Source organism: Bradyrhizobium sp. CIR48, assembly GCF_014198315.1.
In the GTDB taxonomy this organism is placed as follows: Bacteria; Pseudomonadota; Alphaproteobacteria; order Rhizobiales; family Xanthobacteraceae; genus Bradyrhizobium.
The window spans coordinates 96,057-118,083 of the sequence record NZ_JACIHG010000013.1; the positions used below are offsets into that span (position 1 = coordinate 96,057).

Sequence of the window (22,027 nt, forward strand, 5' to 3'; positions counted from 1 at the left end):
GATCGACTATTCCGGGGTCCATGTCCTACCAACATTGAACAGACAATCACCGAGATTGGCTCGCGCCGGAAAGCGCCGGCACAGAACGATGCCGCCCACCTCAAAGTGAACTGTGATAGGCCGCCGCCAAGGCTCTTCTGTAAAGTGAACACGGCCTGCCGCCTGACCGTCGGTGACGTTCTCGCCAAGGCTTGCAAGCGGCTCGAACAGGCCCTTTGCGGGAGAGTAGACGAAGTCGTTTGGTCGAATGCGATAAAGGAGTTGGGTGGAATAAGAATGCGGCTCCTTCGGAGCAATGTTCAGAAGACCAAGATAATGCAAAACGCGCGCAAGACCATCCTCGGCGGCGCGCAGTAGATGGCGTGAAGCGGAGCCGCCACCGCCCAATTCGGTTGAAAGACAAGGGATGCTCCCCAAACGATCGCAAGCACCAGTCAAGCTGCGATCTCCGCCGGTCGATGCATCCGTTGCGAACCCAACAGGTAAGCCGAAAATTCGAATGAGATCCAGGCTTTCGCGGAGTTGCGTTGCCGACTTCGGTGCGACAATCACAGTAGAAGGCAGGTATTCGAGCGAGCTCCCTCCGGAATGAAAGTCACACACCAGATCGCAACCCGGCAACAAGACCGTTTCGATAAAATGGGCGATCATCATCGTCGGGGTCCCATTCGGATCTCCAGGAAAGCTGCGATTCAGGTTTCCATCATCGAAAGGAGACACCCTTTGGCCAGCCTCAACCGCGGGCGCATTTGCCCCGGGCAGGATTATTAGCTGGCCCTGAATGTCCTGCACCTGTAACGACTGGATCAGCTTTATGAGCATGATCTGGCCTTCCCACTCATCGCCGTGGCTACCAGCCATCAGCAAGACTCGAGGGCCAGGTCCATTCTTGATGCTCGCAATCGGAACTGGGATCCATCCGTATGCGGAGGCATGGGTAGATATCGGAACGCGAAGATAGCCGGTGGCCTTGCCTTCCTTCTGAAAATCGACTTCCGACCAGATTCGCGATGGCTGCATGTTATGTCTGCCTCACGCAGGGGCTAATTGCTAACGTTCCGCACTGCAGTTGTGAGTTCGGTCCTGTAGCTGACATTGATGGCGCCAACCGGATCGCAGTGGTCATATACAAGTGATCGTAACTCTTTCATGACGATCGCGTTTCCGTGAGCTGTCAGAGCCATTTTGAGTTGGATTGTCGAAGAGGCGAATTCCTCAAAACTGTCGATACTGAACGTTCTTGGCCAGTCCCAACCCTGGGTCATGATGTTTGAGAATCGTGAGTCTGAGGCAAGCTCGTCTGCGAAGTCAGCAACCGAATGCCCGCCACGCGCATCCGCGTATGTGCCTGTCCGATAGCCAGGAACAAACCTCTCGAGGAATAGCTCGAAAGACCGGAAGAAGCCGCTGTCATGGAGGCGCTTGTTCTGCAGTATCGCGAGGAGACCATTTTCTATCAGGACGCGCTGCGCTTCTGCGTAGAAAAGCGTCCGATCGAAGAGTTGTGCCGCCCCTGCGGCCGTAATTCCTCCTATAGTTCGATCGCTTAACGGAAGTCGCTCGGCCGTGGATTTGAGGAAGTGGATTGGCCGATCCGGGTCTGTTGCGTCGATAGCTCGTTTGATCATCGTTGAACTTGGCTCCAGACCGCAGATTTCGAACGATCCGTCGAGAGCCCCGGCTAACATTCGCGTGAAGATGCCCGTCCCACAGCCCACGTCGACTATTCGGCGGAAGGAGAGAGGCAAAGAAAAAGCTCGCGCCGCAATCTCATGAACTGCGCTGACGGGATACCCGGGACGTTCCTTGTCGTAGTGCTGACCAAGGGTCTGATAATGTTGCCATCCAACGGCCTTCGCTGCACTCTGGGTCGACATGAGGTTCTCCAAAGAGCGCTTCGGTCCCAAAGTTGAGTCTTTTGGGACCAGAGGTTGTATTTGAGCAGTCCCTAAAGGGGCACCGAAAGGATTGTGCGTTCTGGTCTAAGAGAAACGCAGCCGTCCTATAGCTCTCTTGAAGCGGTAATGGATCGGAAGGCCAGGCAAGTGCCGCTCGCCACCGATCTGTTCGAATCCGTGATGTCGGTAAAACGAGCTGGCCGTTGTTCGGCCGTTGCACCATACGAGAAGTCCCGCACGCCTACGAATCTCGCGTAGACCATGATCGAGCACGGCACTGGCAAAGCCAAGGCGACGGAATTCTTGGGCGGTTGCCATTCCATGAACTCTCCAGCTGCGCCCTGACGCCTGACAGTCTTGATCGGTCTCCATGTCTTCGAGAACAAAAGTGCCGACGGACGCCAGGGCCGATCCACAATAAGCGCCGACGTGAAATAAGGCTTTGGCGAAAGGATAGGCGGGCACGGGTCTCGGAGGGGCAGGCGCCAATGCCAACGTCCGAAGCTCAAGGCCTGCTTCTTCGGAAATGAAGCGAACATGCAGATCAGTATCGCAGGACGGGAGCTGATCTATTGCTGCGGGGTGCGGTGACTGGCCGTTCATGAGTTAACTCGAGATCCGCTGTCTGCATCAATGACAGATGCAATTGCTGTCAAGCCGCGGACAAGCTCTTCTTCGTCCGACGGCACACCCAGGCCGATCCGAAAATTTCGATCCCCCTGTTGATTGTTAACAGCGAACGATTCGCCGGATCCAACAATCACTCCGGCATCAAGGACCGCCTTGACAAATGCGTCGAGCTGCCATTTATCCGGCAAGTCGATCCAAAGATGATAGTTGAATTCGCGTGGAGATAGCTGCATGCGGGGAAGGATCGATGCAGCAAGGGCCCGACGCTTCAAGGTCTCAGCTCGCACCGATCGCAATATTTCTGAGCCGATCCCACTTGCGAGCCAATTCGATGCAACCTCCGCCGCCAGCGGCGCAACCATCCAATTCGTGGTTCGCACTCCAGGCCAAAAAAGGCGTTCCGAAAGATCGGAGTTGGGACCTACGACATACGCCACACGAAGCTGCGCGGCGAGGCATTTGCTCAGTCCTAAAATGTACCAGCTGCGCTCGGGTGCATAGAGAGAAAGTGGAGGAAGCGCCTCTTCCGGCAGGATACCGTATATATCATCCTCGAAAAGCCAAAGATTGTGTCGGCGAGCGACACTCGCAATGTCCGCGCGTCTTGCCACAGACATCGTGGCGGACGTTGGGTTATGCAGTGTGGGCATGCAATAGAGCGCCCGAGCATTGCCGCCCAACTCGACACAGGCGTCCTCAAGGCTTGCCGGATCAAGCCCCCAGAGATCCATTGATACAGCACGGAGCTCGATGCCGAACAGAGACGAAAGTGGTTTGATTGCTGGATAAGTCAGCTCTTCCGTTAGGAGGATACCGCCCGGTTTGACAAACCGAGCCATTAACATCGCAAGGGCACTCTGTGAGCCGTTTGTGAGCAGGACACGCTCTGCGCTCGGCTTTTTGCCCAAGCGTTGACTAAGCCACATTGCTCCCACGTCTCGATCGCTCGCCGTTCCCATGAAGCGCGGAAAGCGGATGGCATCGGCGATATTTCGACCTGCGAAGTGGGCGAATGTTTCAGTTAAAGCGCGTTGAACAACAGGGCTGGGAGGCGGAAAATTCCGCCCAAGATCGATCGGAGGCGCTTCGGATGACACATACTGCATCTGCCCAGCCTTACTCACGTCATTCATGTCACGCTCGCTCGTCTCACTTATAATTGCCCTCTAACTCTATCGCTGAACGCCGGGTTGAGAGATCATCACCAGCGCAGCAGATCCAGCGATCGCGAAGCCGGTCGCGATCGGCACTCCGGTCCCCCGAATAGCTGGTACCCGGATTGCGGTCGTCACATGAAGCAGTGCAAGGATAACAAATGCGAGCGACACGACCGTCGGAAAGACGTCGTCAACAATTTGTGGCCGTGCAAGCAGCAGGATCGCCAGTAGTGGCGTATCATACGAGACGGGGATGCCCGTGAACCGCGCGTCAGCTGTAAGACCCACGTTCTCGAAATAGCTCAGCCGTATGGTCCCCGCTAAAGTGAGAAGCATGCTCGCAAGGAGCGACAGGGGCGTGCCTTGACCAACAAGCATGATGATTACGGCCGGGAACACGACGCCGTGAATGAGGTCGACAAAGCCATCGAAGCTTTTCCCGAATTTCGCGGCGCCTGGACGACGAAGAGCGATCGTCTTACGGGCAACGTGCCCGTCCCAGTGATCCAGAAACCAGGTCCAGAGCATTGCCGCAACGCCGAGCTCAATCTTGCCGTTGAGGGTCAGGAACAAGGCGACGACAGCACACAAGCAGGCGAGGGCGGTTATGGCATTTGCATAGTCACGTAGATACCCGATCATCGCCTTACTCATCGGTGCTAACGAGATCGACGGTACCGCAGGCGCCCCTGTGCGGCGCCCCTCCACGATGCTCGCTTTGCGAATTCGGAGCCCGGAGCCAGTTCGGCGCGTTGCGCTGCATCTGGCTTGCGGTCACGTCCTTCAAGGGGTGAGGACCGAACTCCGTGGAGAGGTGCATTCTTGTTCCTGTGGCCGAACAATTGAGCATCACAGAAGGTCCTTCCGGGAGGTTCAGGCCGCAGCTTGCCTTTTCTTCAGGCTGTTCAGCGTCTCGACCACGCGTTTCAGTCCCCGCTCCAGCAGGTCCGGAGGAGTTCCGAAGGAAAGACGCAGGCCATTCACATCCCCAAATGTGCCTCCCGCAACGGATGCCACACCGGCTTCCGCCAGGAGCAACCCCGCAATGTCGTCGGTGGATCGAATGGGACATCCCGCAGGCAGAATGGAGATAAGCCTACTCAAATCGAGATAGAAGAAGAATGAGCCTCCTGCACCCGGCGTGGCCACGTCGTGCAGACCAGACAGGATCCGGAGACCAGCGCTACGAGCGACGGATAAGCGCTGGTGCATCTCGCGTTCAAAGCTGCCGTCACCGACTTGAAGGTGGTGCAGGATCGCGTGCTGTGCGATGACGTTGGCATTCGAGGTCGTATGGCTCTGTAGCTTCTTGGCCGCGGAAATGATCTCCCGGGGAGCGGCGAAATAGCCCAAGCGCCATCCAGTGATCGCCAGCTCCTTGGAGAAGGCGTTGACTAGGATCGTCCGGGACCGTACGCCGGGATGCGCCGTGAGGATCGACTCATGGCGGGTACCGGTGAATACCAAGCTGGAGTAGCATTCGTCGGAAACGATCCACATCTGGTAGTTGATGGCGAGATCACCGATAGCTTGAAGGGTAGCTCGATCATAAACGGCGCCGGTTGGATTGTTCGGCGAGTTAATCACAATGGCTTTGGTATGCGGCACAACAGCGGCGCGGATTGCATCGATGTCGGGGATATAAGTCGGAGGCCGGGCATCGACGAATACGGGCTTTGCGCCTGCCAGAAGAACCTGTGATGGCAAAGTTGGCCAGTAGGGGCGAATGATGATGACCTCATCCCCCGGATCGAGCACAGACAACGCAGCGTCGAGCAGTCCCTGCTTTGCGCCGGCAGTGACTACGATGTCCTCCGTATTCCAATGGATACCTGTTTCCTTGGACAGCTTTTCGGATATTGCCTTCCGAAGTGGCGCCAGACCGATGGACTCGGTATAGCGGCTCGTCCCGGCTTTGATTGCGGAAATTGCTCCCTCGCGCACGGATGATGGTGGCTCGATGATGACTTCGCCGGCCGCCAGATCGATGATTTGACGTCCGGTCGCGGCAGCTGCTGCGACCGCCTCACGGGCGGCGGCAGTACCCGGACCTGATAGCAGAGAGATCCGATGCGCCAACATGTGCGCGCCTCCTGAGCCGATCGTTTCGTTAGCTTCTACCAAGGTGTTTCATAGCCGCGGAGCTGCTGGTACGTGATCTATTTCGGCAGATATCGCTCTTCCGTTCATCAAACCGCGGTCGAGAAGTGAGCTTGCATGCCGAACTATATTTGATGCGCATCCGCAACTAGATCAATCACCAGTGTTGGTAGTTGACCTGCCAGCAAACGTTTATAAGTCGTTAGCGGACTGCGGCGAGATTCGCAGCGCGTGCGATGGCAGGTATGGAATTAATCTAGGCTTGCCTCGGGCGATGGCTTTCATCATTTGCAGGCCTGTCTGCTTAAGCTGGGTTTGAGACATGCTGCAATCCGATGGCGACACTATCGCCTGTGCCACTAACAAGGCCTATTGGGACGCCGTTCGCGCGCTCTATGTCGTGACTCCGGAGGTGGTCAATTTAGAGAACGGTTATTGGGGTGTAATGGCCGAGCCGGTGCGGCGAGAGTTCATACGCCAAATCAATATGATCAACTACGAAAATACCTACTATGCGCGGCTGCACTCCGGAAAGGATTTCGAGAGTGTGCGCACCAAGGTGGCCGAGGCCGTGGGCGCGGCGGTCGGGGAGATCGCGCTGACGCGTGGCGCGACGGAGGCCCTCCAGCTTCTCATCGACGGCTACAACAAGCTGAAACCAGACGACACCGTGCTCTACGCCGATCTAGACTACGATTCGATGCAATATGCGATGAACGCGCTCGAGCTCCGGCGCGGGGTTGAGGTCGTCAAGTTCGACGTGCCGGAGCCGGCGAGCCGGCAATCCATCTTGGACGCCTACGCGAGCGCACTCGAGGCAAACCCGAAGACGCGACTTCTGCTGCTCACCCATGTCAGCAACCGGACGGGCCTCGTTATGCCAATTGCTGAGATTGTCCGCATGGCAAAGGCCAAGAGGATCGACACCATCGTCGATGCGGCCCATTCTTGGGGGCAGCTTGATTTCAAGGTGGGCGAGCTTGGGGCCGATTTCGTCGGCTTCAACCTGCATAAGTGGATAGGCGCGCCGCCAGGGATCGGCTTCCTCTACATCAGAAAGGACCGCCTCGGCGACATCGACCGCGACATGGGGGACGCGGACTTTCCGGAGACCGACATCCGCTCGCGGGTACACACCGGGACGGTCAATTTCGCCACGGTGCTGACGGTGCCTGTAGCGCTCGCACTCCACGATAAGATTGGTGCGGCTGCGAAGCAGGCCCGCCTGCGGTACTTGCGCGACTACTGGGTGCACCGTGTCCGGGCGTTCAAGAACATCGAGATACTAACGCCGGATGAGGCCGGTCTCTACGGCGCCATCACATCCTTCCGTCTTGCCGGCAAGACGAGCAAGGCCGACAACGACGCTATCGTGGCGGAGCTCAGGGACAGGCACAAGGTGCTTACGGTGCGCCGGGCAGGTGTGGCCAAGGGACAATGCATCCGCGTGACGCCGGCGCTCTATACCAGGGAGGCGGATCTCGACCCGCTAGTCGATGCACTCGCGGTCGTAACCGGCACGAAGGTCGCATGAGGCGCGCTGTGCAGTCGCGTCATGGCCGAGAGAGCCTCCGCCGAGGCTGATCAACGCCGTTTTTCAGCCAAATTGACGCGCTTCGATGGGCGGCGTGAGGAATCAAGGCTCGAGACGGAACGTCAGACCCGCGCACGTCACGTCTGGTTCGGGTGAAAAATCGAAACCGCAAATAAGTCGCAGCTTGATGCTCTTCAAATAGATGAACCGGAGACCTCTTGGTCGGCCACCTTTAGACATGTTCATGTCGGGCCGAGCGCGCTCTCAGGTTCAACGAATGGAGTTTGATTTCCTTACGCGCCAATCCTCGTTGCCGCACGTCTCCACCGGCAATTGCAATCTTTTAGCCCTTTCGTCCCGGTCCTTCTTCCGAAACTCGCGCTCGCGTTCCTCGAATTTGGTGAGCTCGTCGTTCGCGGCTCGCATGAACTCGGCGTATGGGATACCGGCGCTTTGAGTGCGGACGGGCATACTCATCTCCTGACAATCTGGTCGAAAACATATCGAAATGCCGCCGATCGGACCCTCAAGCTTACATCACGTTGAGAACACGACAAACTGGCAACGCGTTGTGGACCAACGTGAACAAAACGTCGCACAAACAGTTCTTACAAAGCTCGTCAAATCAACAGCTTAGTGTCTCTTGCCTCCTAAGCTGGCTCAAGCGCATGGGGAGGCCCAGACATGGCCCAACCGATTGAACGCCGACGCCGCGCGCCAGCCGGCCTGGTCGGATTGGATCGCGTTTGAGAAATCGCGCCGCCGGGGGCTTTGCTGTGCGGCCGTCGCGTTGGCCAGCAAGGTCCGCGGCGGTCGAGGCCGTCGACGCTGACTTCACGTCCGGAGCTGCTCGTCTCGCCGAGTCCGATCGGGCTGTGAAATTCTGGTGTTGTCGTCTGGGCGAGGGGACCTCTAACCCGCGCCCGGGGGCGGAGTATCGACAACCGACAACCACTGCCAGGCGGCAACATCATGCTCGCCCCTAGCATTGGGATGGTCCCCCCGCGGGCGAGCAGAGATGCGCATCGGAGAGCCGTCCTCGGCATACGGACAAGCCGGCTCGCAACGAGAGACGGATCCGCTATGCACCATCAGCGACCGACTGGCGTCGCGCCGCAACATATCTCGAAAGGCCAAGAGGAGACCTCGGGCTCTCGGTTCCTCGGCAGCTTTAGTGACGCCACCCGAGCTTCAGCAATTTCGGTGTTCGGTCGCTTCCCGAGCCGTCAAAGGTACGAGGCACACCAATGCTGCAAGTATCCAAAACGACATCGGAAGCCCAATCACGCTTGCCACGTAGCCGATCATCGCCGGACCGAGGAGGACACCTGCATAGCTGGTCATCGTGATAGCCGCGATTGCAAGGGCCGGGGGCATGACCCTCTGTGATCCCGCGCGTCGGAGAGCACCGGTACGATGTTGGATGCGCCGAAACCGATCAGGACAGACCCAGCAAGGGCCGCGGTCGTAATGGGCGCTGCGAGCAATACCACGAAACCCGCGAAAGTAATGAGCCCGCCACCCACCAGTTTTTTCGATTACCGATCTTCGCCGTCATCCGATCTCCGGCAAGACGTCCGCAGGTCATTGCGGCCGCAAACAGCGTTTAACCCAGGGCGGCTTGGTTGCGAGTGAGCAGCGACTCGCCGCTGATGAGCAGAGCGCTCCAGTCAAGCATGGCACCCTCGACGAGAAACATTGCGGCGGCTAGGGTGGCAACAAGGATAACCACACCGCGCGGCCGGGCAAAAAGGTAACTTTCACGGCTCTCTGTCGATATCGCTGGAAGCAGACGCGGCCACGCCACGAACATCGCCCCCAAACATGAGACCGGCGCTGACCAACGTGCTGGCAAACGGATCAACGCAACGGTTAGCATCGTAGCCATCAGCGCCGCCCCTAAAAAGCCGCCAATGCTGTACAGCGCGTGGAAGCCGGACAGGAGAGGACGATCCGCCCCGCCCTCTACCTCAACGGCATGCACATTCATGGCGACGTCCAGGGCGCCGAGCGCAGCTCCAAAGACCAACAGAGTAAAACCCTGCGCCTATGTCGTGGGGACCACAGGAAGAATCGGCAGCATCACCGCCAAGCCGATTCCTGCAACGAGGATCACTGGTTTACTGCCGTACCGAGCACTCAATGCGCCTGCGGCCATCATAGCCGCCGACGACCCTAGACCGATGCACAGGAGCAGGGTACCAAGTGTGCCATCGTCCAGACCGAGGGGCACCTTTGCGAAAGGAACAAGGGGCGCCCAGCACGCGACGCCGAACCCAGCAACCAGGAAAGAGAGACGGGTAGCAAGCCGCGTGGCGGGCCGATCTGTAGCGATCATGAAGAAACTTTCCGAGATTCGATCAAGTGTTTGCCCACACCGAGGAGGACATGGCGGCAGCCGTCGTGTGTGAAACGCGGCGCGCTGAGCTCTGTCGGTCCGCAACATTTGCTAGATGCGGCGGGTGCGTTAACGCTGGATCCTCAACTCATTCCAGAACCGGCCTGGTCGTGGGCGCGCGCTTCTGTGAAGATGCGTTCCGCGATAGCCAGATCCTCGGTGCTGTCGATTTCGTACCACCTGAGATCGTCGCAGCGCGCCGCCGTAAGCCGCAGGCCACGTCTTTGCACCAAATTGGCAAGGACTTCCTCGGTGTAGGCCTGGGTAGCTCCGGACCCGATGAGATCGTCCAATGCTGGAACGATGGTGGCCCTCAGGGTTGAGGCTGAAAATCGTAGCAGGTTCATCGTTTTGAAGAGTTTCGGACCTTTCGCGACAAGGTCTGCCGCTGTCTGTTTCATCCGGAAGCTCGTGATGAGGCCGTCATCCGACAGCAAGACAGCCGAACCCTCCATCGATTCATCGAAGGGAGCAACTGCAGCGACGTCAGTTGCTTGGCTGATCATCAGATAGTGCAGCGCATCCTCTTCGAAGAAAACGTCGCCTTCCAGAAGAAAGCAGTCTCCGGAAAGAAGCGCATCGCGCGCCAGCCAAAGGGAATAGGCGCTGCCGGTGCAGCCGAAGACGGACGACTCAACATAATTGATTTCGAGCTCACCGAAGCGGCTGCCGCAAGCATATTGGATTGCGTCCTTGCGGTAGCCGACAACAATTGTGACGTCTTCCACGCCGACTGCTTCCAGATTTCGCAGAGTGTTATGGAGTATCGGCGTTCCATTGACCTCGACAAGCGGCTTGGGCCGCAGATCGGTCAGCGGTCGCAAGCGGGAGCCAACGCCGGCAGCAAGAATAACGGCTTTCCTGGGCGTATTGGCGGTCATTTCATCTCTCTTCGTTGTTCTTCGATATCGCGTCCTCACTTCCGGCGGTACGGGCCCAGCCAAGCTGGCTCAAACCGATCCAGGAACTCCGTTCCACCCGCTCCCGCGATCCGACGGCACAAGCTCGCTTCAGAAATCTCCGGCGCTCAGATCGATGCTTCTCCTGCTACTCGAGGTAACTGCTTTGGCGCCCGTCCTCGCCCCGTTTCCGACGATCTGAACAAGACTGGCCGTCGCGCCAGCGCTAGCGTCCTCCTCCGCTCCACAATGTCGCTTGTGGCTGTCTGCGGCAATGTGAGGAACGGACTTCCTGGATAAACGGACCCTACATCTCAGGAAAGAGGCATCATCGCCCGCGTTGCTGCTTCTTCCAGAGTGAAATGAGCCACCGGTCCTTCGTCGGTGACTGGATCGTCGTTGAAATGGGGAGATCGTAGTGCGGCAATGGATAGATTTGCCTCGTAAGAGCTGTCGCAGCAGTCGACCGTACATCCAATCTCAGAAGCACAAACGGTGAGGGGGCTGATGAGTGGTGTTGAGTTTGAGAGAAAGGCGTCCGGTTGCATCGCAGGGTCCTTCGAGAATGAGTGTCTTGCAGCGCAAATGAGACCTTATCACCCTCGGTCAGGAGGGCCGAAGATAGCGTGCTTCCGCACTGGCGAGTTCGTCGTACCTGAAGAGTTCGAACACCTCGTCGAGTGTCGCAATACTCGATTCAATGCTGGTTGTGTTCTCCTCAGTGAAGATACGATGGTAGACCTGCCGCATTGCCGTTATTGCCGCGCGCAGGGCATGGTAGCCCAGATCACCGTCGAGATGCGAGCTTTGCGGTAAGCAGAGGCTGGTGTTCGATAGTATTTCGTCGGAACGATCACCACCGGCAGTCTGTTCTGCCAGGCGCGTGCAAATTCAAAAATCTCGTCCGCGGCGCTCTCTCGCGAGTGAATGAGGATCGCATCAGCTCCGGCGTCGGCATAAGCGTGAGCGCGCAAAATTACCTCGTCCATTCCATAGCCACGAAACAGCGCTTCGATCCGGCAACAAGAACGACGTCTTCCGCAACTGTATCTTTCACTGCGCGCAGACGGCCTGAGAATTCGTTTACATCGGCGAGGGGATGCCGATCACCAACAAACGAGTTTGTCTTCGGAAAGCCGCTGTCCTCCAGCGCGACGCCGGCACCGCCACGTTGGCGGAGTTTGCGTGCGAGCAGACGGGCATTGTTGAAATTGCCGAAGCCGCCATCGCCGTCAACGAGCACAGGCAGCTGTGTTGAGTCCACGATTCGCTCGACTGCGTCGACAAGCTGGCTCCAAGACGCTTCGTTGGCATCTCGGTAGCCCAGAGAGCAGGCAATCGACAGGCCCGATGCCCAGAGACCTTTGAAACCTGCGCGCTCAGCCAGAGCGGCCGAGAGTCCGTCATGCGCTTCCATGAGGAAGGAGAGTTCGCTGCTGGAGCAGATATCGGCCCGCAGCACTTGCGAAGGTGCGAAATCAACCGCCTCATTAGGCCCTTTGGCGAGAGCAGCTTGTGATTGGTTCTGCATGTTGATGCCTGCGTGCGCTTGCTCGAGCAACGATCATCAATGAAAGGTGACATGCTTCTGTCATCTAGATCAATTGCGAGAACTGGTAGTTGGCGGGCCTCCTAATTGTTGCGTTTCGCGGTTGATGTGCAACAACCGCGGTTAAGCTAGGATGGCAAAAGACGTGCGTAGTGACGATTGAGGTAGCACACGCGGAGGCGGTTCATCGCGTGGATCGAGTTCGACCCAGCGAGGCAACCGGTGAATGCAGGATCATCGTGTTGCGTAGTTCGAGACCGCGTCACGTTCCCTTGCGAAGCCTCTAGCGGCGTTGACCCTTCGTCTCGCGATGACATTCCTTCACCGGTCCAGGCATGACGTCGGTCATGCCTGACAGTGGCCAACGCTTTCGAGTAAGCGCCACAATTTGCAAAAGCGGCAACGATGATCAGGTCCACACTCGTTCAACGTATCGCTGGCATGCGTCCGCATCTCTATCCGCAGGGTGTGAAGCTAATCGGTCAATACGACAGCTCCGTCGCGTTCGGCCAGAGTCGAAGCCTCCTGGTCTGGACCCGGATCATCATGCCGGATGGCAACTCGATCGTTCTGGAGCGCCAGCCCGGCGCCGATTGGTTATGCCGGGCTCAAGGACGAGGTGGCCAACCATTGGGGCATGCTGTTCAAGGCCACCGTTCTCTCGACCATGCTCAGCGTCGGAGCCGAGGCGGCACGAGCCAGAACGAGAATAATCATAGCGACCGACCGCGCCTTTGCGAAGGCCCGGCGAAGTCCTGCTCAACTCCCGCCCGGGTCGGCGGAAAGATCTGGATAGCGTTCGCGAATCAAGTCGAGAAACGGACGTACTAATGGATTGCCGTTGGACTGCCGCCAATAGACGCGGAAGCTCAGCCGCGTCGGCCCCTCGGCATCATGCACCTCCCGGAAGGTGACACCGGGATAAGTCGCGCCAGTCGCACTTTCCAAGGCGAGGAGAATACCGAAGTCCATGCCCACCAGCGAGAGAAGCCTGTCGAGCCCCACGTCATGGCGAAGTAGCTTGCAAGGATCGGAAGATCCTAATTTGCTGATGAGAAGCTTGAGGAGTTCCGGTCCGGGGCCACGCTGTGAAATCAAAAGCGGTTCGCGCCGCAGTTCGCCCCAGTGAACTACGTCATGACTTGCCAGAGGATGCTTCGCAGGGAGGGCAGCAACAACACGTTCGCTCCAGAGCACCAATGACTTGCCGCTCCAATTCGGGTTGGGATCCGCCACGACAGCGACATCGATGGCTGAGCTGGCGAGGTCCGAAATCAGATGCTCGCTTGCTCCGTCGACAAACTGTCTATCGACATCGGGAAAGCGGTGCCGGTGCTCGAGGAGGGTGGCTCGGAGATTGCCGGCTGACAGGGAGGTGTGGATCCCGATGGTCAGCCGACCACTCTCGCGACGCGAGCGGGTCTTGAGGCGAGCGGCCATTGCTTCAGCTTCGCCTACGATGCGCCGGGCATCCTCGAGAAATTCTCGACCTTCCATCGTTGGTCGCGTACCTCCATTGGTACGCTCGAATAGTTTGCTGCCCAACGTGTGTTCGAGACTTCGCAGGCAGCGACTGAGCGTCGACTGCTTGATTCTAAGCGTCTCTGCCGCTTGACGGATGCTTCGATGCTGGGACGCAGCGATCGCCCAGCGTAGATCTCGAAATTCCACAGCCACGCTCGAAGCCCTATGGTGAGTTGTTGGAACAAGTGTTTTCTTGCCCCTCCATAAATTGTGTTGCGTCAGCTCCTCCGACTTCGGCCAGCATACGTATTTCAACACCGAAGCTATTTGAAATGTCAGGGTGCATACGGGAAAAAAGACAACTAGAGGCTACTCCCTTTGATAAATTCCGGTTCTCTCTCTCTCTCTCTCTCTCTCTCTCTCTCTCTCTCTCTCTCTCTCTTCGGCTTTTGCGCCCGTTTGGTCAGAGGACAATCAAAGAGCACAGTGCGCAGGTCTGAAGGACGCGATCCGCGGCTTTCAATCGTACGTTCGGCAGACCTTAGGCCGATCAGCAAGGGCCCGTTTATCGCCTGGCCGATCGTTCCGGCAACGGTCGGCATGGGGATTGGATTTGGTGACCGATACTAACGGGAGGGATCCTCGATTCTGAACGCAGGGCATCTGCACTGGAAGGCAACGGGTTGTCGCTGTGTTGCTGATCCTCCAGCACGGCTGCTCCCCGATCCCTGCGGCGAATGCCACGAATGATCCGGCCAGCCGGCTACGCGAATTTTGCGGTCGGTGACTGCATGCCTCCCTCCCTAGAGCTTGCGCGAAGCCGCTTTTTTGGTCTGTTTGGCCTCTTTTTCCTGAATGTGTCGAACCAGAAGCTCGCCTGAGGTCTTGTTGTGCTCGCGGGCGTATCGTTCGGAGGCAGCCGCATCGCCCCTGAGCAGCGCGCTGATCATTTTCCGGTGGTTTGAGATGACCATCTCAGGCCGTTCGAGGATTGCGTTCGAAGAGGCCATGTACATCCGAACCTGTTGTTCGACCAACCCGTAGTGATCGGCGAGGCGCTTGTGCCCGGAAAGGACGACGATCGCCTTGTGAAGCGCGAGATCACTGTCAGTAATCCGCTTCTGGTTGCGGCTTTTCGCGGCCGCCTTCAGATCCTCGAAAGCCGCCTCGATCGGTTGCCTCCGATTCGGGTTGGCGGCAGCGAGCTGCGCGGCAAGGCTCTCCAGGCTGGATCGAAGTGTGCAGAGCTCCCATGCGTCCTTGGATGACAAGCTCGCGACCTCCCAGCCCAAGTAAGGCTTCTGCTTCACGAGGCCCTCGCTCATCAACCGCTGCAGCGCCGCTCGTATCGTGCTGCGCGACAGGTTGAGCTCCGTCGACAGTTCGGTCTCTGTCAGTCGCTTTCCTGGCGCCAAGGCGCCACTGGTGATCGCCTGCCGGATAACATCGGCAGCCGCACGGTCCAAGCTCCGCTTCTCGACCAATCCCGAGATGATCTTAGCAGCCATTTTTCCTCCAACCGCGTTTTGCGCGGAATGTTCGTTCTGAGGTCCCGACAGATATTGGCGAACATTCGCCATTGACACCAGAGAAATCGTGCTGTTTGTTAATTGTCGACAATCAGCAGTTGAGCGGGGCCGTGCTTGCGAAGTTCCGAAACCAAGGGCGTTAGCCTCGCCGGTCTGCAGCGCCTCTCCTCGTCCGCCCCATCTCACAAGATCGTAAAGGCGGATGCGATCCTGTTATCGATTCCGTTCGAATCCGGCGGAGTGCCGCCTTGGAGCTTCGGCGGAGCGCCGAGATTGCAGTTCGACACGCTGCTGGTGCGGCTGGAAACCGAACAGGGCATCGTGGGGTGGGGCGAAGCCTTCTCGCGATGCGAGGACAAGTTGCTGAAGGCGATGATCGAGACGCGCGTGTTACCGCTCGTGATCGGCAGGAGCGCCCTGGAAATCGGCAAGATCAAGTATGATGTGGAATTCCAGCTCCAGAATTTCGGCCGCGTGGGCCCTATCGTCTATGGCGTCTCGGCGGTCGACATCGCCCTGTGGGACATCCTCGGCAAGATTTCCGGACTGCCGCTCACCGCATTGCTAGGCGGTGCATTCGCCAGCGAAGTCGAGGTCTATGCCAGTCTGATGCGCTACGGCAATTGCGCCGACGTCGTCAGGGCCACTCGGCAGGCAATTGAGCGCGGATATCGTTACATCAAGTTGCACGAGATCACCGAGGACGAAATCCGCGCCGCCGTCGAAGCCGCGGGGGCACAGGCCGCCGTCATGCTGGATACCAATTGCCCATGGCCGGTGGCGGAGGCGCTCAAATACGATCGGCTTCTCGAGCCTCTCAATCTGTACTGGCTCGAGGAGCCTGTCTGGCCTCCGGAAAACTATGCTGGGCTGGCCCGCATTCGTTCAACCGGCCGGCACCACATCGCCGCCGGCGAAAATGCCGGCAGCCTACATGACTTTGTTGCGATGATCGCGGCAGGCGCCATCGACATTGCGCAGCCTGATGTCGCGAAAGCTGGCGGCATTTCCGAGCTCGTGAAGATCGCAGCGCTTTGTCAGGCTGAATCAATCGAATTCGTGCCGCATTGTGCAATCTTCGGCCCCGGCCAGGTCGCGACGATACACCTCAATGCGGTGCAGCGATCAGTCCCGATGCTCGAGCGGCTCTATTGCGATTTCGAGGCCGAGATCTACGGCGGCGCTACGCTTCCGGTCAATGGAAAGGTTGCCGTGCCGACAGGGCCGGGGCTTGGCCTCGACCCTGATCCAGGCGTGATCAACCGCTACCGCGTTGCCTGAAAGCAAAGGCTTGTGAGATGGGCCATAGCTACATTCCTCTTAACGGCCTCATCGGCAGACCATCACCGGGCCGCGCCGCTGCGCGCAAGTGCGCTCTTCGTCAAGGCACGAAGGTTCGCGCAGGCCTGCCTGATCAGCTCTCGGGCGAGAAGGAGATCGGCATCGCGCTGGAAAGCGCGGTCCAGCACCAATTTATGTGAAGAGAGCGCTCATCAAGCGCGCTGTTTGCGCGTCCAACGCAAGAAGAGGGGACTCGAAATGGTAACACGAAGAGAGTTGCTTGCAGGAGCCGGAGCAGTTGCCGTGGTTGGCGGAGCGGGTCTCAAACCGCTCCCAGCGAAGGCGGCGCAAAGTAAAACCCTCGTGCTGGCGTCGATGGGCCCGGTCACCGGCAACTGGGATCCGACCTCTCACACGACCCTGGGACAGCTGAAGTTCGAAAAGTTCGTATTCAATCATCTGACACGATGCGAAATGCAGAAAGGCAAGTCTGAAGAGCTGACCCCGGACCTCGCCACCAGTTGGAAGCTGATTGATGCGCACACTTTGGAGTTTAAGCTTCGGGACAGCGTCAAATTCCATGACGGCAAGGAGTTCGGCGCTGAAGATGTTAAGGCAACCATGGAGTATGCCTCCAATCCGGCGCGCCCGGCATCCGCGCTCTATCCGGGCCGCGTTGATGTCGAAGTCGTCGACAAGCTGACTGTCCGGTTGAAGACTGAAAAACACGGCTACCCCGCGTCCGCCTTCTGGTTCGTTTCGAGCTTCCTTCCAATCCTGTCGGCAAGGGATGTTGCCGATCCCGCACTCCTTCAAAAGCGTCCGAACGGCACGAACGCGTTCAAATATGCGGGAACGCAGGGAGACAGGAACAGCCTCGAAGCAAATGATGAATTCTATGGCGGACGCCCCAAGATCGATCGGATCGTCTATGCCTACGTTCCGGATGCCAACACGCGCGTGCTGGGCCTGCTGAACGGCGAATATCACATTGCCGAACGGCTCGAGCCCGAGCAATACGCCTCGTTGTCAAGCAACCCTAAAGTCACCACGCTTAAGGCGCTGACGACCGAGAACAAATATTTGCACTTCCGGTGCAACAAGCCTCCATTCAACGACGCTCGCATTCGTCGCGCAGTTTGCCACGCGATCGACCGTGATCAAATCCTGTCCTTGATGGGCGAGGCGGCCACGCCGTCAAACTGCTATATTTCGCCGACGAAGTTCGGCTTTACGGATATTCCTGATTATCCCAAGTTCGATCCCGATGCCTGCCAGAAGCTTCTCGCCGAGGCAGGGTTTCCCAAAGGAAAGGGGCTGCCGCAACTCGAATATATCACCTCGATCGGCTTTTACCCGAAGACGAAGGAGTATGGCGAGCTGATCGCAGCGATGCTCGCCGAACAGGGGATTGATGTTCGCCTGACTGTTCTTGAACCGGCCGCGTGGGAGCAGGCGATCTATCGCCGCGCTGACGGCCAGGGTCAGGGCCACATGTGCGACGTCGGTTGGATGACGGGATCGCCGGAGCCAGACCTCGTTTTACGACCGAACTGGCATTCAAGCGCCGCGCTGATCACCGGGATCAACGATCGGGAAATTGATGCGGTGCTGGACAAGGAACGCGGCGCCACGACCCCCGAGGAGCGCCTCAGGATCTTCAAGAATGAGACGTTTCCCACTCTCGCAAGCAAGGTTCCGAGCTTCTCGCTCTTTTCCGCCGTGACCTTCCACGGCGCGGCCAAGAATCTGACCGGGGCATACTATTTTCCCAACGGGCCGATCGACCTGAGCAAGGCGGACCTGAGCTAAAGGGGCTGCCGCAAAACTCGTTGGCAGAAGGCAGGAGCCGGCATGCTGTTTGCGCTCGACTTCTTCATTCGGCGCATTGCGCAAGGGTTGGTATTGGTCGTCCTCGTGGCCATGCTCATCTTTACGCTGCTGCGCATCGTCCCGGGCGACCCAGTGCGGATGATGCTGGGGCCAATGGTGTCAGCATCTGTTGCGGAACAGACCGCAAAAGATATGGGCCTGAGGGATCCAATCCCGGTTCAGTTCGGCCGCTATGCCGCGCAAATCCTGACGGGTGATTTCGGGAGCTCCTTCGTCAGAAGCGCACAAGGCGGCAGCACTGGCGGCTCGCGAGGCGGCTCGACTTTCGATGCCGCTAACCGTGCATCGGTGTTGGGCCTCATCACAACTAGTCTGCCCTACAGCCTGCTCCTTGCTGGCCTTGCATTCGTGTTTGCCTTGGTAAGCGCGCTCCCGATCGGCATAGCCGCGGGCTTGAGATCAGGACGATGGCCGGATCGGCTTGCACTGCATGTGGCTTCCGTCCTGGTTTCACTCCCCAACGTATGGTTATCCCTCGTTCTCATCTTTCTCGTCTCTGCCAAGGCCGGATGGCTGCCGGCGATCGGCTATCAGGGGCCGAGCTACGCAATCTTGCCCGCCATTGTTCTCGCGATCGAGCTTGCTCCGACCCTCATCCGGTCCATCTCGGTCTCTGTGAGTGGAAGTCTCATCGAGCCATATGTGTCCCAGGGTGAAATTCGCGGTCTCTCGCGCGGTCGAATGATCGGCGCGCACGTGCTGCGCAATTCGAGTATCCCCGTCCTCAATGTGCTCGGAATCCAAGCGATTGGGGTCTTGCTTGGTGGCCTGTTCGTCGTGGAATACGTCTTCAACTATCCCGGCGTTGGCCTTCTGATGATCAACGCTGTCTTCCAACGGGATTTCCCTGTCATCCAGGCCATCGCGATCCTGGCGTGTGCGACTCTAGTGATTGTCAATATTCTCGTCGACTTTGCAGCAATGGCGATTGACAGGAGGCGACAATACTAGCGTCGGCGGAACTTCCGGCCAAGACCGATAGCCCGGCGGCCACACGAGGTGGCGGCATCGCGGCCAGCATCTTCGCGCTGGCATGGCGGACAAATGAATTCAAGATTGGATTTGCGCTGTTTTGCTTGCTGATTATCCTTTCTGTCCTTGTTCCCTACATTCTCGATCTGTCGCCGACCCAATTCAATGTCAGCAAGAAATTCCTGCCACCGGCACTCCTGGATCATTCGAGCTGGCCTTACCTGTTTGGTACCGATCAACTCGGTCGTGATCTGTTTACGCGCTCCCTCATCGGTCTTCGGAATGCCCTGCTGATCGGCATCACGAGCGTTGCGGGAATGTTCATCCTTGGCTCAGCCATTGGCATGCTCTCAGGTTATTTCGGCGGATGGGTCGGCTTGCTCTTGATGCGGATCACAGACGCGCAGATGTCGATTCCCGCGATCATTCTGGCGATCACAATTCTCGGCGTTTCCCGCCCCACTCCGCTGGCCATTATTCTTGTTCTGATTCTTGCCGGCTGGCCGGCGTATTCACGCGTGGCGCGCAGTGTAACCCTGTCCGAGCGCCGCAAAGAGTATGTTCGAGCGATAAAGATTCTTGGCGCCTCAGACGCGCGGGTCCTGCTCGTTCATATCGCACCCAATATCTTGCCTCCGATCGCCTTCGTCGCAATCCTGGACATTGCGCGCATGATGATTTTTGAGGCTGTGCTGGGCTTTATCGGGATCGGCATCCAACCGCCCACCCCGACATTCGGCACCATCATCGCCGATGGCACGAAATACATATTGAATGCCTGGTGGATCACCACGGTGCCAGGCCTTCTGCTCGCGATCACACTCTGTTGCATCAATATCATGGGAGGAGCTCTCGAGCGGTCTCGCAACAAGATCTTGTTGGGATTCGGATGATATCACCGGTCAACATTCTTGATGTGCGCAATCTGACCGTCACCCTTGATCTCGGGCCGCGCGGAACGCGAGCCGTACTCACCGATGTCCATCTGAGTATCGACGAAAACGAAGTCCTCGGCATTATCGGCGAGAGCGGCTCGGGAAAGACGGTGCTGTCGCGGGCGCTTGTCAGCTGGGTCACCAGGCCGCTCAAAATCGAATCGGGCGTTGTCGCCTATCGTGGCAATGATCTTCTGAGACTACCCCGGTCACACATGCAAGCGCTCCGCGGGCGCAAGATTGCCTACATAGGCTCCGATCCCGGCAATGCTCTCGATCCAACCCTTCCGGTTGGTCGGCAAATCGTCGAAAAACTTAGATCCATCGAGCCTGGTATCTCCAATGGCGAAGCAGAGCAACGTGTCATACGCCTGCTCGATGCCGTAAAGATGCCGGGCGCGAAACAGCGATTTGAGGAGTTTCCGTTCCAGTTTAGCGGCGGAATGATGCAGCGCGCCCTGATCGTGGATGCGCTCGTGACGAACCCGGACCTTCTGGTCGCCGACAACATAACGCAACCTCTTGACGTTACCGTCGCTGCTCAAATCCTTCGGCTCCTGCGCGAATTGCAGCGGGATTTCAAAACGGCGATCCTGTTCGTTTCTTCTTCTTTTGGGGTCATCAATGAAATCGCGCACCGAGTTCTTGTTCTCGCAGGCGGTCGGGTCGTCGAGACTCAAAGCGTTCAGCAATTGCTCGCGGCTCCGCAACATGCCTATACAAAGCAGCTGATAGCTGACATCCCCCGCATATGGCAGAGCTCGACTGAGGCCGTTGCCGATGAGCCGTCACCTGCCGCCAAGGACGTCATTCTGTCGGTGCGAAACGTCAGCCGGGTTTATCCCACGAGGGATAGAAACAAGCTCTTTGCAAACCAGTTCGTGCACGCGGTGAGGGGCGCTTCGTTCGATGTTCGACGAGGTGACAATTTGGCCCTCGTCGGTGAATCGGGATGCGGGAAATCAACGCTTTCGCGTCTTCTGAGCCGTCTGGAGGCCCCGGATTCAGGACAGATATTGTTCATGGGCGAAGATATTGCGCCTATGAGAGCCAAGCGCCTATTGACGCTCCGCAGGAAATTCCAGCTTCTCTTGCAGGATCCGTTTAGCTCCATTCCGCCTCATCTTTCGATCGGACGAACAATAGCCGAGCCCCTCTACGTCCATGGAGGGATGTCGCGTTCCGAAATCCGCGATCGCGTCGCGGCGACCATGCAAGAAGTTGGACTGTCTCTCGACCTGTTCGGCAAACTTCCGGTCGGATTGAGCGCCGGGCAGCGTCAACGTGCAAGTATCGCCCGGGCCCTCGTTCTCGATCCCGAGTTGCTCATTCTTGATGAGACGCTGTCGGCGCTCGACCAGGTCGAGCAGCGCAAGCTTCTCGCCCTTTTTCAGCGTCTTCAGGACCAACGCGGAATGACCTACATATTCATTTCACACGATTTGGGGATGGTGCGGCAAGCCTGCAATCGCATCGCCGTGATGTATCTCGGGCGCGTGGTGGAGCTGGCTAACAATCGGACCACCTTCATCAAGCCGAGGCATCCCTATACACGCGCGCTCCTGAGCGCGATACCGGCGGTTGAGGAGCGTCCTTTTAAGGCTGAGACCTACCTGTTGGAAGGTGAGCCGCCCAACCCGATCCACATCCCAGCAGGCTGTAGTTTTAGACGCCGCTGCCCGTTGGCGCTCGATAAGTGCGCCTTTGATGATCCGCCGCTCGCGGCACGCGGACGGGATGAATCGGCGGCTTGCCATCTGACAGAAATAGATCCGCACCATCAATGAC

Annotated in this window: 18 protein-coding genes and 2 pseudogenes; 8 read left to right on the top strand and 12 right to left on the bottom strand. The window is 58.0% G+C overall.

The window, feature by feature from the left end; all coding sequences use genetic code 11:
* Nucleotides 1-6: 6 nt before the first annotated feature.
* The 6 genes from GGD66_RS33395 to GGD66_RS33420 all read right to left on the bottom strand — a co-directional run bounded on the left by GGD66_RS33395 (nucleotide 7) and on the right by GGD66_RS33420 (nucleotide 5,767).
* Nucleotides 7-1,020, bottom strand: coding sequence for a succinylglutamate desuccinylase/aspartoacylase family protein (locus tag GGD66_RS33395; protein WP_183260833.1), 1,014 nt, complete (start codon nucleotides 1,018-1,020; stop codon nucleotides 7-9).
* 23 nt (nucleotides 1,021-1,043) lie between these two features.
* Nucleotides 1,044-1,877 (bottom strand): class I SAM-dependent methyltransferase, encoded by an 834-nt coding sequence (locus tag GGD66_RS33400; protein WP_183260834.1) that lies wholly within the window; start codon nucleotides 1,875-1,877, stop codon nucleotides 1,044-1,046.
* A 105-nt stretch (nucleotides 1,878-1,982) separates the two neighbouring features.
* Nucleotides 1,983-2,501, bottom strand: coding sequence for a GNAT family N-acetyltransferase (locus tag GGD66_RS42495; protein WP_183260836.1), 519 nt, complete (start codon nucleotides 2,499-2,501; stop codon nucleotides 1,983-1,985).
* On the bottom strand, nucleotides 2,498-3,661 hold the full coding sequence (locus tag GGD66_RS33410) for a PLP-dependent aminotransferase family protein (RefSeq protein ID WP_183260838.1): 1,164 nt from the start codon (nucleotides 3,659-3,661) through the stop codon (nucleotides 2,498-2,500). The genes GGD66_RS42495 and GGD66_RS33410 overlap by 4 nt, the downstream gene beginning before the upstream one ends.
* A gap of 39 nt (nucleotides 3,662-3,700) precedes the next feature.
* Nucleotides 3,701-4,327: a CDP-alcohol phosphatidyltransferase family protein gene (locus GGD66_RS33415; RefSeq protein ID WP_183260840.1), complete on the bottom strand. Its 627-nt coding sequence runs from the start codon at nucleotides 4,325-4,327 to the stop codon at nucleotides 3,701-3,703.
* 231 nt (nucleotides 4,328-4,558) lie between these two features.
* A complete protein-coding gene (locus GGD66_RS33420; protein ID WP_183260842.1) occupies nucleotides 4,559-5,767 on the bottom strand; it encodes a pyridoxal phosphate-dependent aminotransferase in 1,209 nt (402 codons plus the stop codon).
* A 340-nt stretch (nucleotides 5,768-6,107) separates the two neighbouring features.
* On the opposite strand from GGD66_RS33420, the gene GGD66_RS33425 reads away from it, so the two are divergent.
* Nucleotides 6,108-7,319 carry an aminotransferase class V-fold PLP-dependent enzyme gene (locus GGD66_RS33425; protein ID WP_183260844.1) on the top strand — a complete coding sequence of 404 codons (1,212 nt, stop codon included), beginning with the start codon at nucleotides 6,108-6,110 and terminating at the stop codon, nucleotides 7,317-7,319.
* A 270-nt stretch (nucleotides 7,320-7,589) separates the two neighbouring features.
* On the opposite strand, the gene GGD66_RS33430 is transcribed toward GGD66_RS33425, so the two are convergent.
* The 4 genes and pseudogenes from GGD66_RS33430 to GGD66_RS33445 form a co-directional block, all read right to left on the bottom strand.
* Complete coding sequence (locus tag GGD66_RS33430; RefSeq protein WP_183260846.1) at nucleotides 7,590-7,790, bottom strand: hypothetical protein; 201 nt, start codon at nucleotides 7,788-7,790, stop codon at nucleotides 7,590-7,592.
* Between the two features lie 1,135 nt (nucleotides 7,791-8,925).
* Nucleotides 8,926-9,309, bottom strand: coding sequence for a hypothetical protein (locus GGD66_RS42285; RefSeq protein ID WP_312014212.1), 384 nt, complete (start codon nucleotides 9,307-9,309; stop codon nucleotides 8,926-8,928).
* 491 nt (nucleotides 9,310-9,800) lie between these two features.
* On the bottom strand, nucleotides 9,801-10,598 hold the full coding sequence (locus GGD66_RS33440) for a phosphocholine cytidylyltransferase family protein (protein ID WP_183260848.1): 798 nt from the start codon (nucleotides 10,596-10,598) through the stop codon (nucleotides 9,801-9,803).
* Nucleotides 10,599-11,222: 624 nt separating this feature from the next.
* Nucleotides 11,223-12,078, bottom strand: a pseudogene (locus GGD66_RS33445) (isocitrate lyase/phosphoenolpyruvate mutase family protein).
* A 540-nt stretch (nucleotides 12,079-12,618) separates the two neighbouring features.
* On the opposite strand from GGD66_RS33445, the pseudogene GGD66_RS41755 reads away from it, so the two are divergent.
* Nucleotides 12,619-12,856 (top strand): annotated as a pseudogene (locus GGD66_RS41755) (TrbI/VirB10 family protein); the annotation flags it as partial.
* Between the two features lie 68 nt (nucleotides 12,857-12,924).
* On the opposite strand, the gene GGD66_RS33455 reads toward GGD66_RS41755, so the two are convergent.
* Together GGD66_RS33455 and GGD66_RS33460 are read right to left on the bottom strand one after the other, a co-directional pair.
* Nucleotides 12,925-13,842 (bottom strand): LysR family transcriptional regulator, encoded by a 918-nt coding sequence (locus tag GGD66_RS33455; RefSeq protein ID WP_183260850.1) that lies wholly within the window; start codon nucleotides 13,840-13,842, stop codon nucleotides 12,925-12,927.
* 590 nt (nucleotides 13,843-14,432) lie between these two features.
* Complete coding sequence (locus tag GGD66_RS33460; protein WP_183260853.1) at nucleotides 14,433-15,137, bottom strand: GntR family transcriptional regulator; 705 nt, start codon at nucleotides 15,135-15,137, stop codon at nucleotides 14,433-14,435.
* A gap of 315 nt (nucleotides 15,138-15,452) precedes the next feature.
* Here GGD66_RS33460 and GGD66_RS33465 point away from each other — a divergent pair, with 315 nt between their 5' ends.
* The 6 genes from GGD66_RS33465 to GGD66_RS33490 are packed head-to-tail and all read left to right on the top strand — an operon-like array spanning nucleotide 15,453 to nucleotide 22,026.
* Nucleotides 15,453-16,439, top strand: a complete 987-nt coding sequence (locus tag GGD66_RS33465; RefSeq protein ID WP_312014216.1) for a mandelate racemase/muconate lactonizing enzyme family protein — start codon at nucleotides 15,453-15,455, stop codon at nucleotides 16,437-16,439.
* 17 nt (nucleotides 16,440-16,456) lie between these two features.
* Nucleotides 16,457-16,639, top strand: a complete 183-nt coding sequence (locus tag GGD66_RS33470; RefSeq protein ID WP_183260857.1) for a hypothetical protein — start codon at nucleotides 16,457-16,459, stop codon at nucleotides 16,637-16,639.
* 58 nt (nucleotides 16,640-16,697) lie between these two features.
* Nucleotides 16,698-18,251: an ABC transporter substrate-binding protein gene (locus GGD66_RS33475; RefSeq protein WP_183260859.1), complete on the top strand. Its 1,554-nt coding sequence runs from the start codon at nucleotides 16,698-16,700 to the stop codon at nucleotides 18,249-18,251.
* Nucleotides 18,252-18,296: 45 nt separating this feature from the next.
* Nucleotides 18,297-19,283 carry an ABC transporter permease gene (locus tag GGD66_RS33480; RefSeq protein ID WP_183261070.1) on the top strand — a complete coding sequence of 329 codons (987 nt, stop codon included), beginning with the start codon at nucleotides 18,297-18,299 and terminating at the stop codon, nucleotides 19,281-19,283.
* On the top strand, nucleotides 19,277-20,197 hold the full coding sequence (locus tag GGD66_RS33485; protein WP_183261072.1) for an ABC transporter permease: 921 nt from the start codon (nucleotides 19,277-19,279) through the stop codon (nucleotides 20,195-20,197). The genes GGD66_RS33480 and GGD66_RS33485 overlap by 7 nt, the downstream gene beginning before the upstream one ends.
* A complete protein-coding gene (locus tag GGD66_RS33490) occupies nucleotides 20,194-22,026 on the top strand; it encodes an ABC transporter ATP-binding protein (protein ID WP_183260861.1) in 1,833 nt (610 codons plus the stop codon). Before GGD66_RS33485 ends, GGD66_RS33490 begins: the two co-directional genes overlap by 4 nt.
* Nucleotide 22,027: the final 1 nt, after the last annotated feature.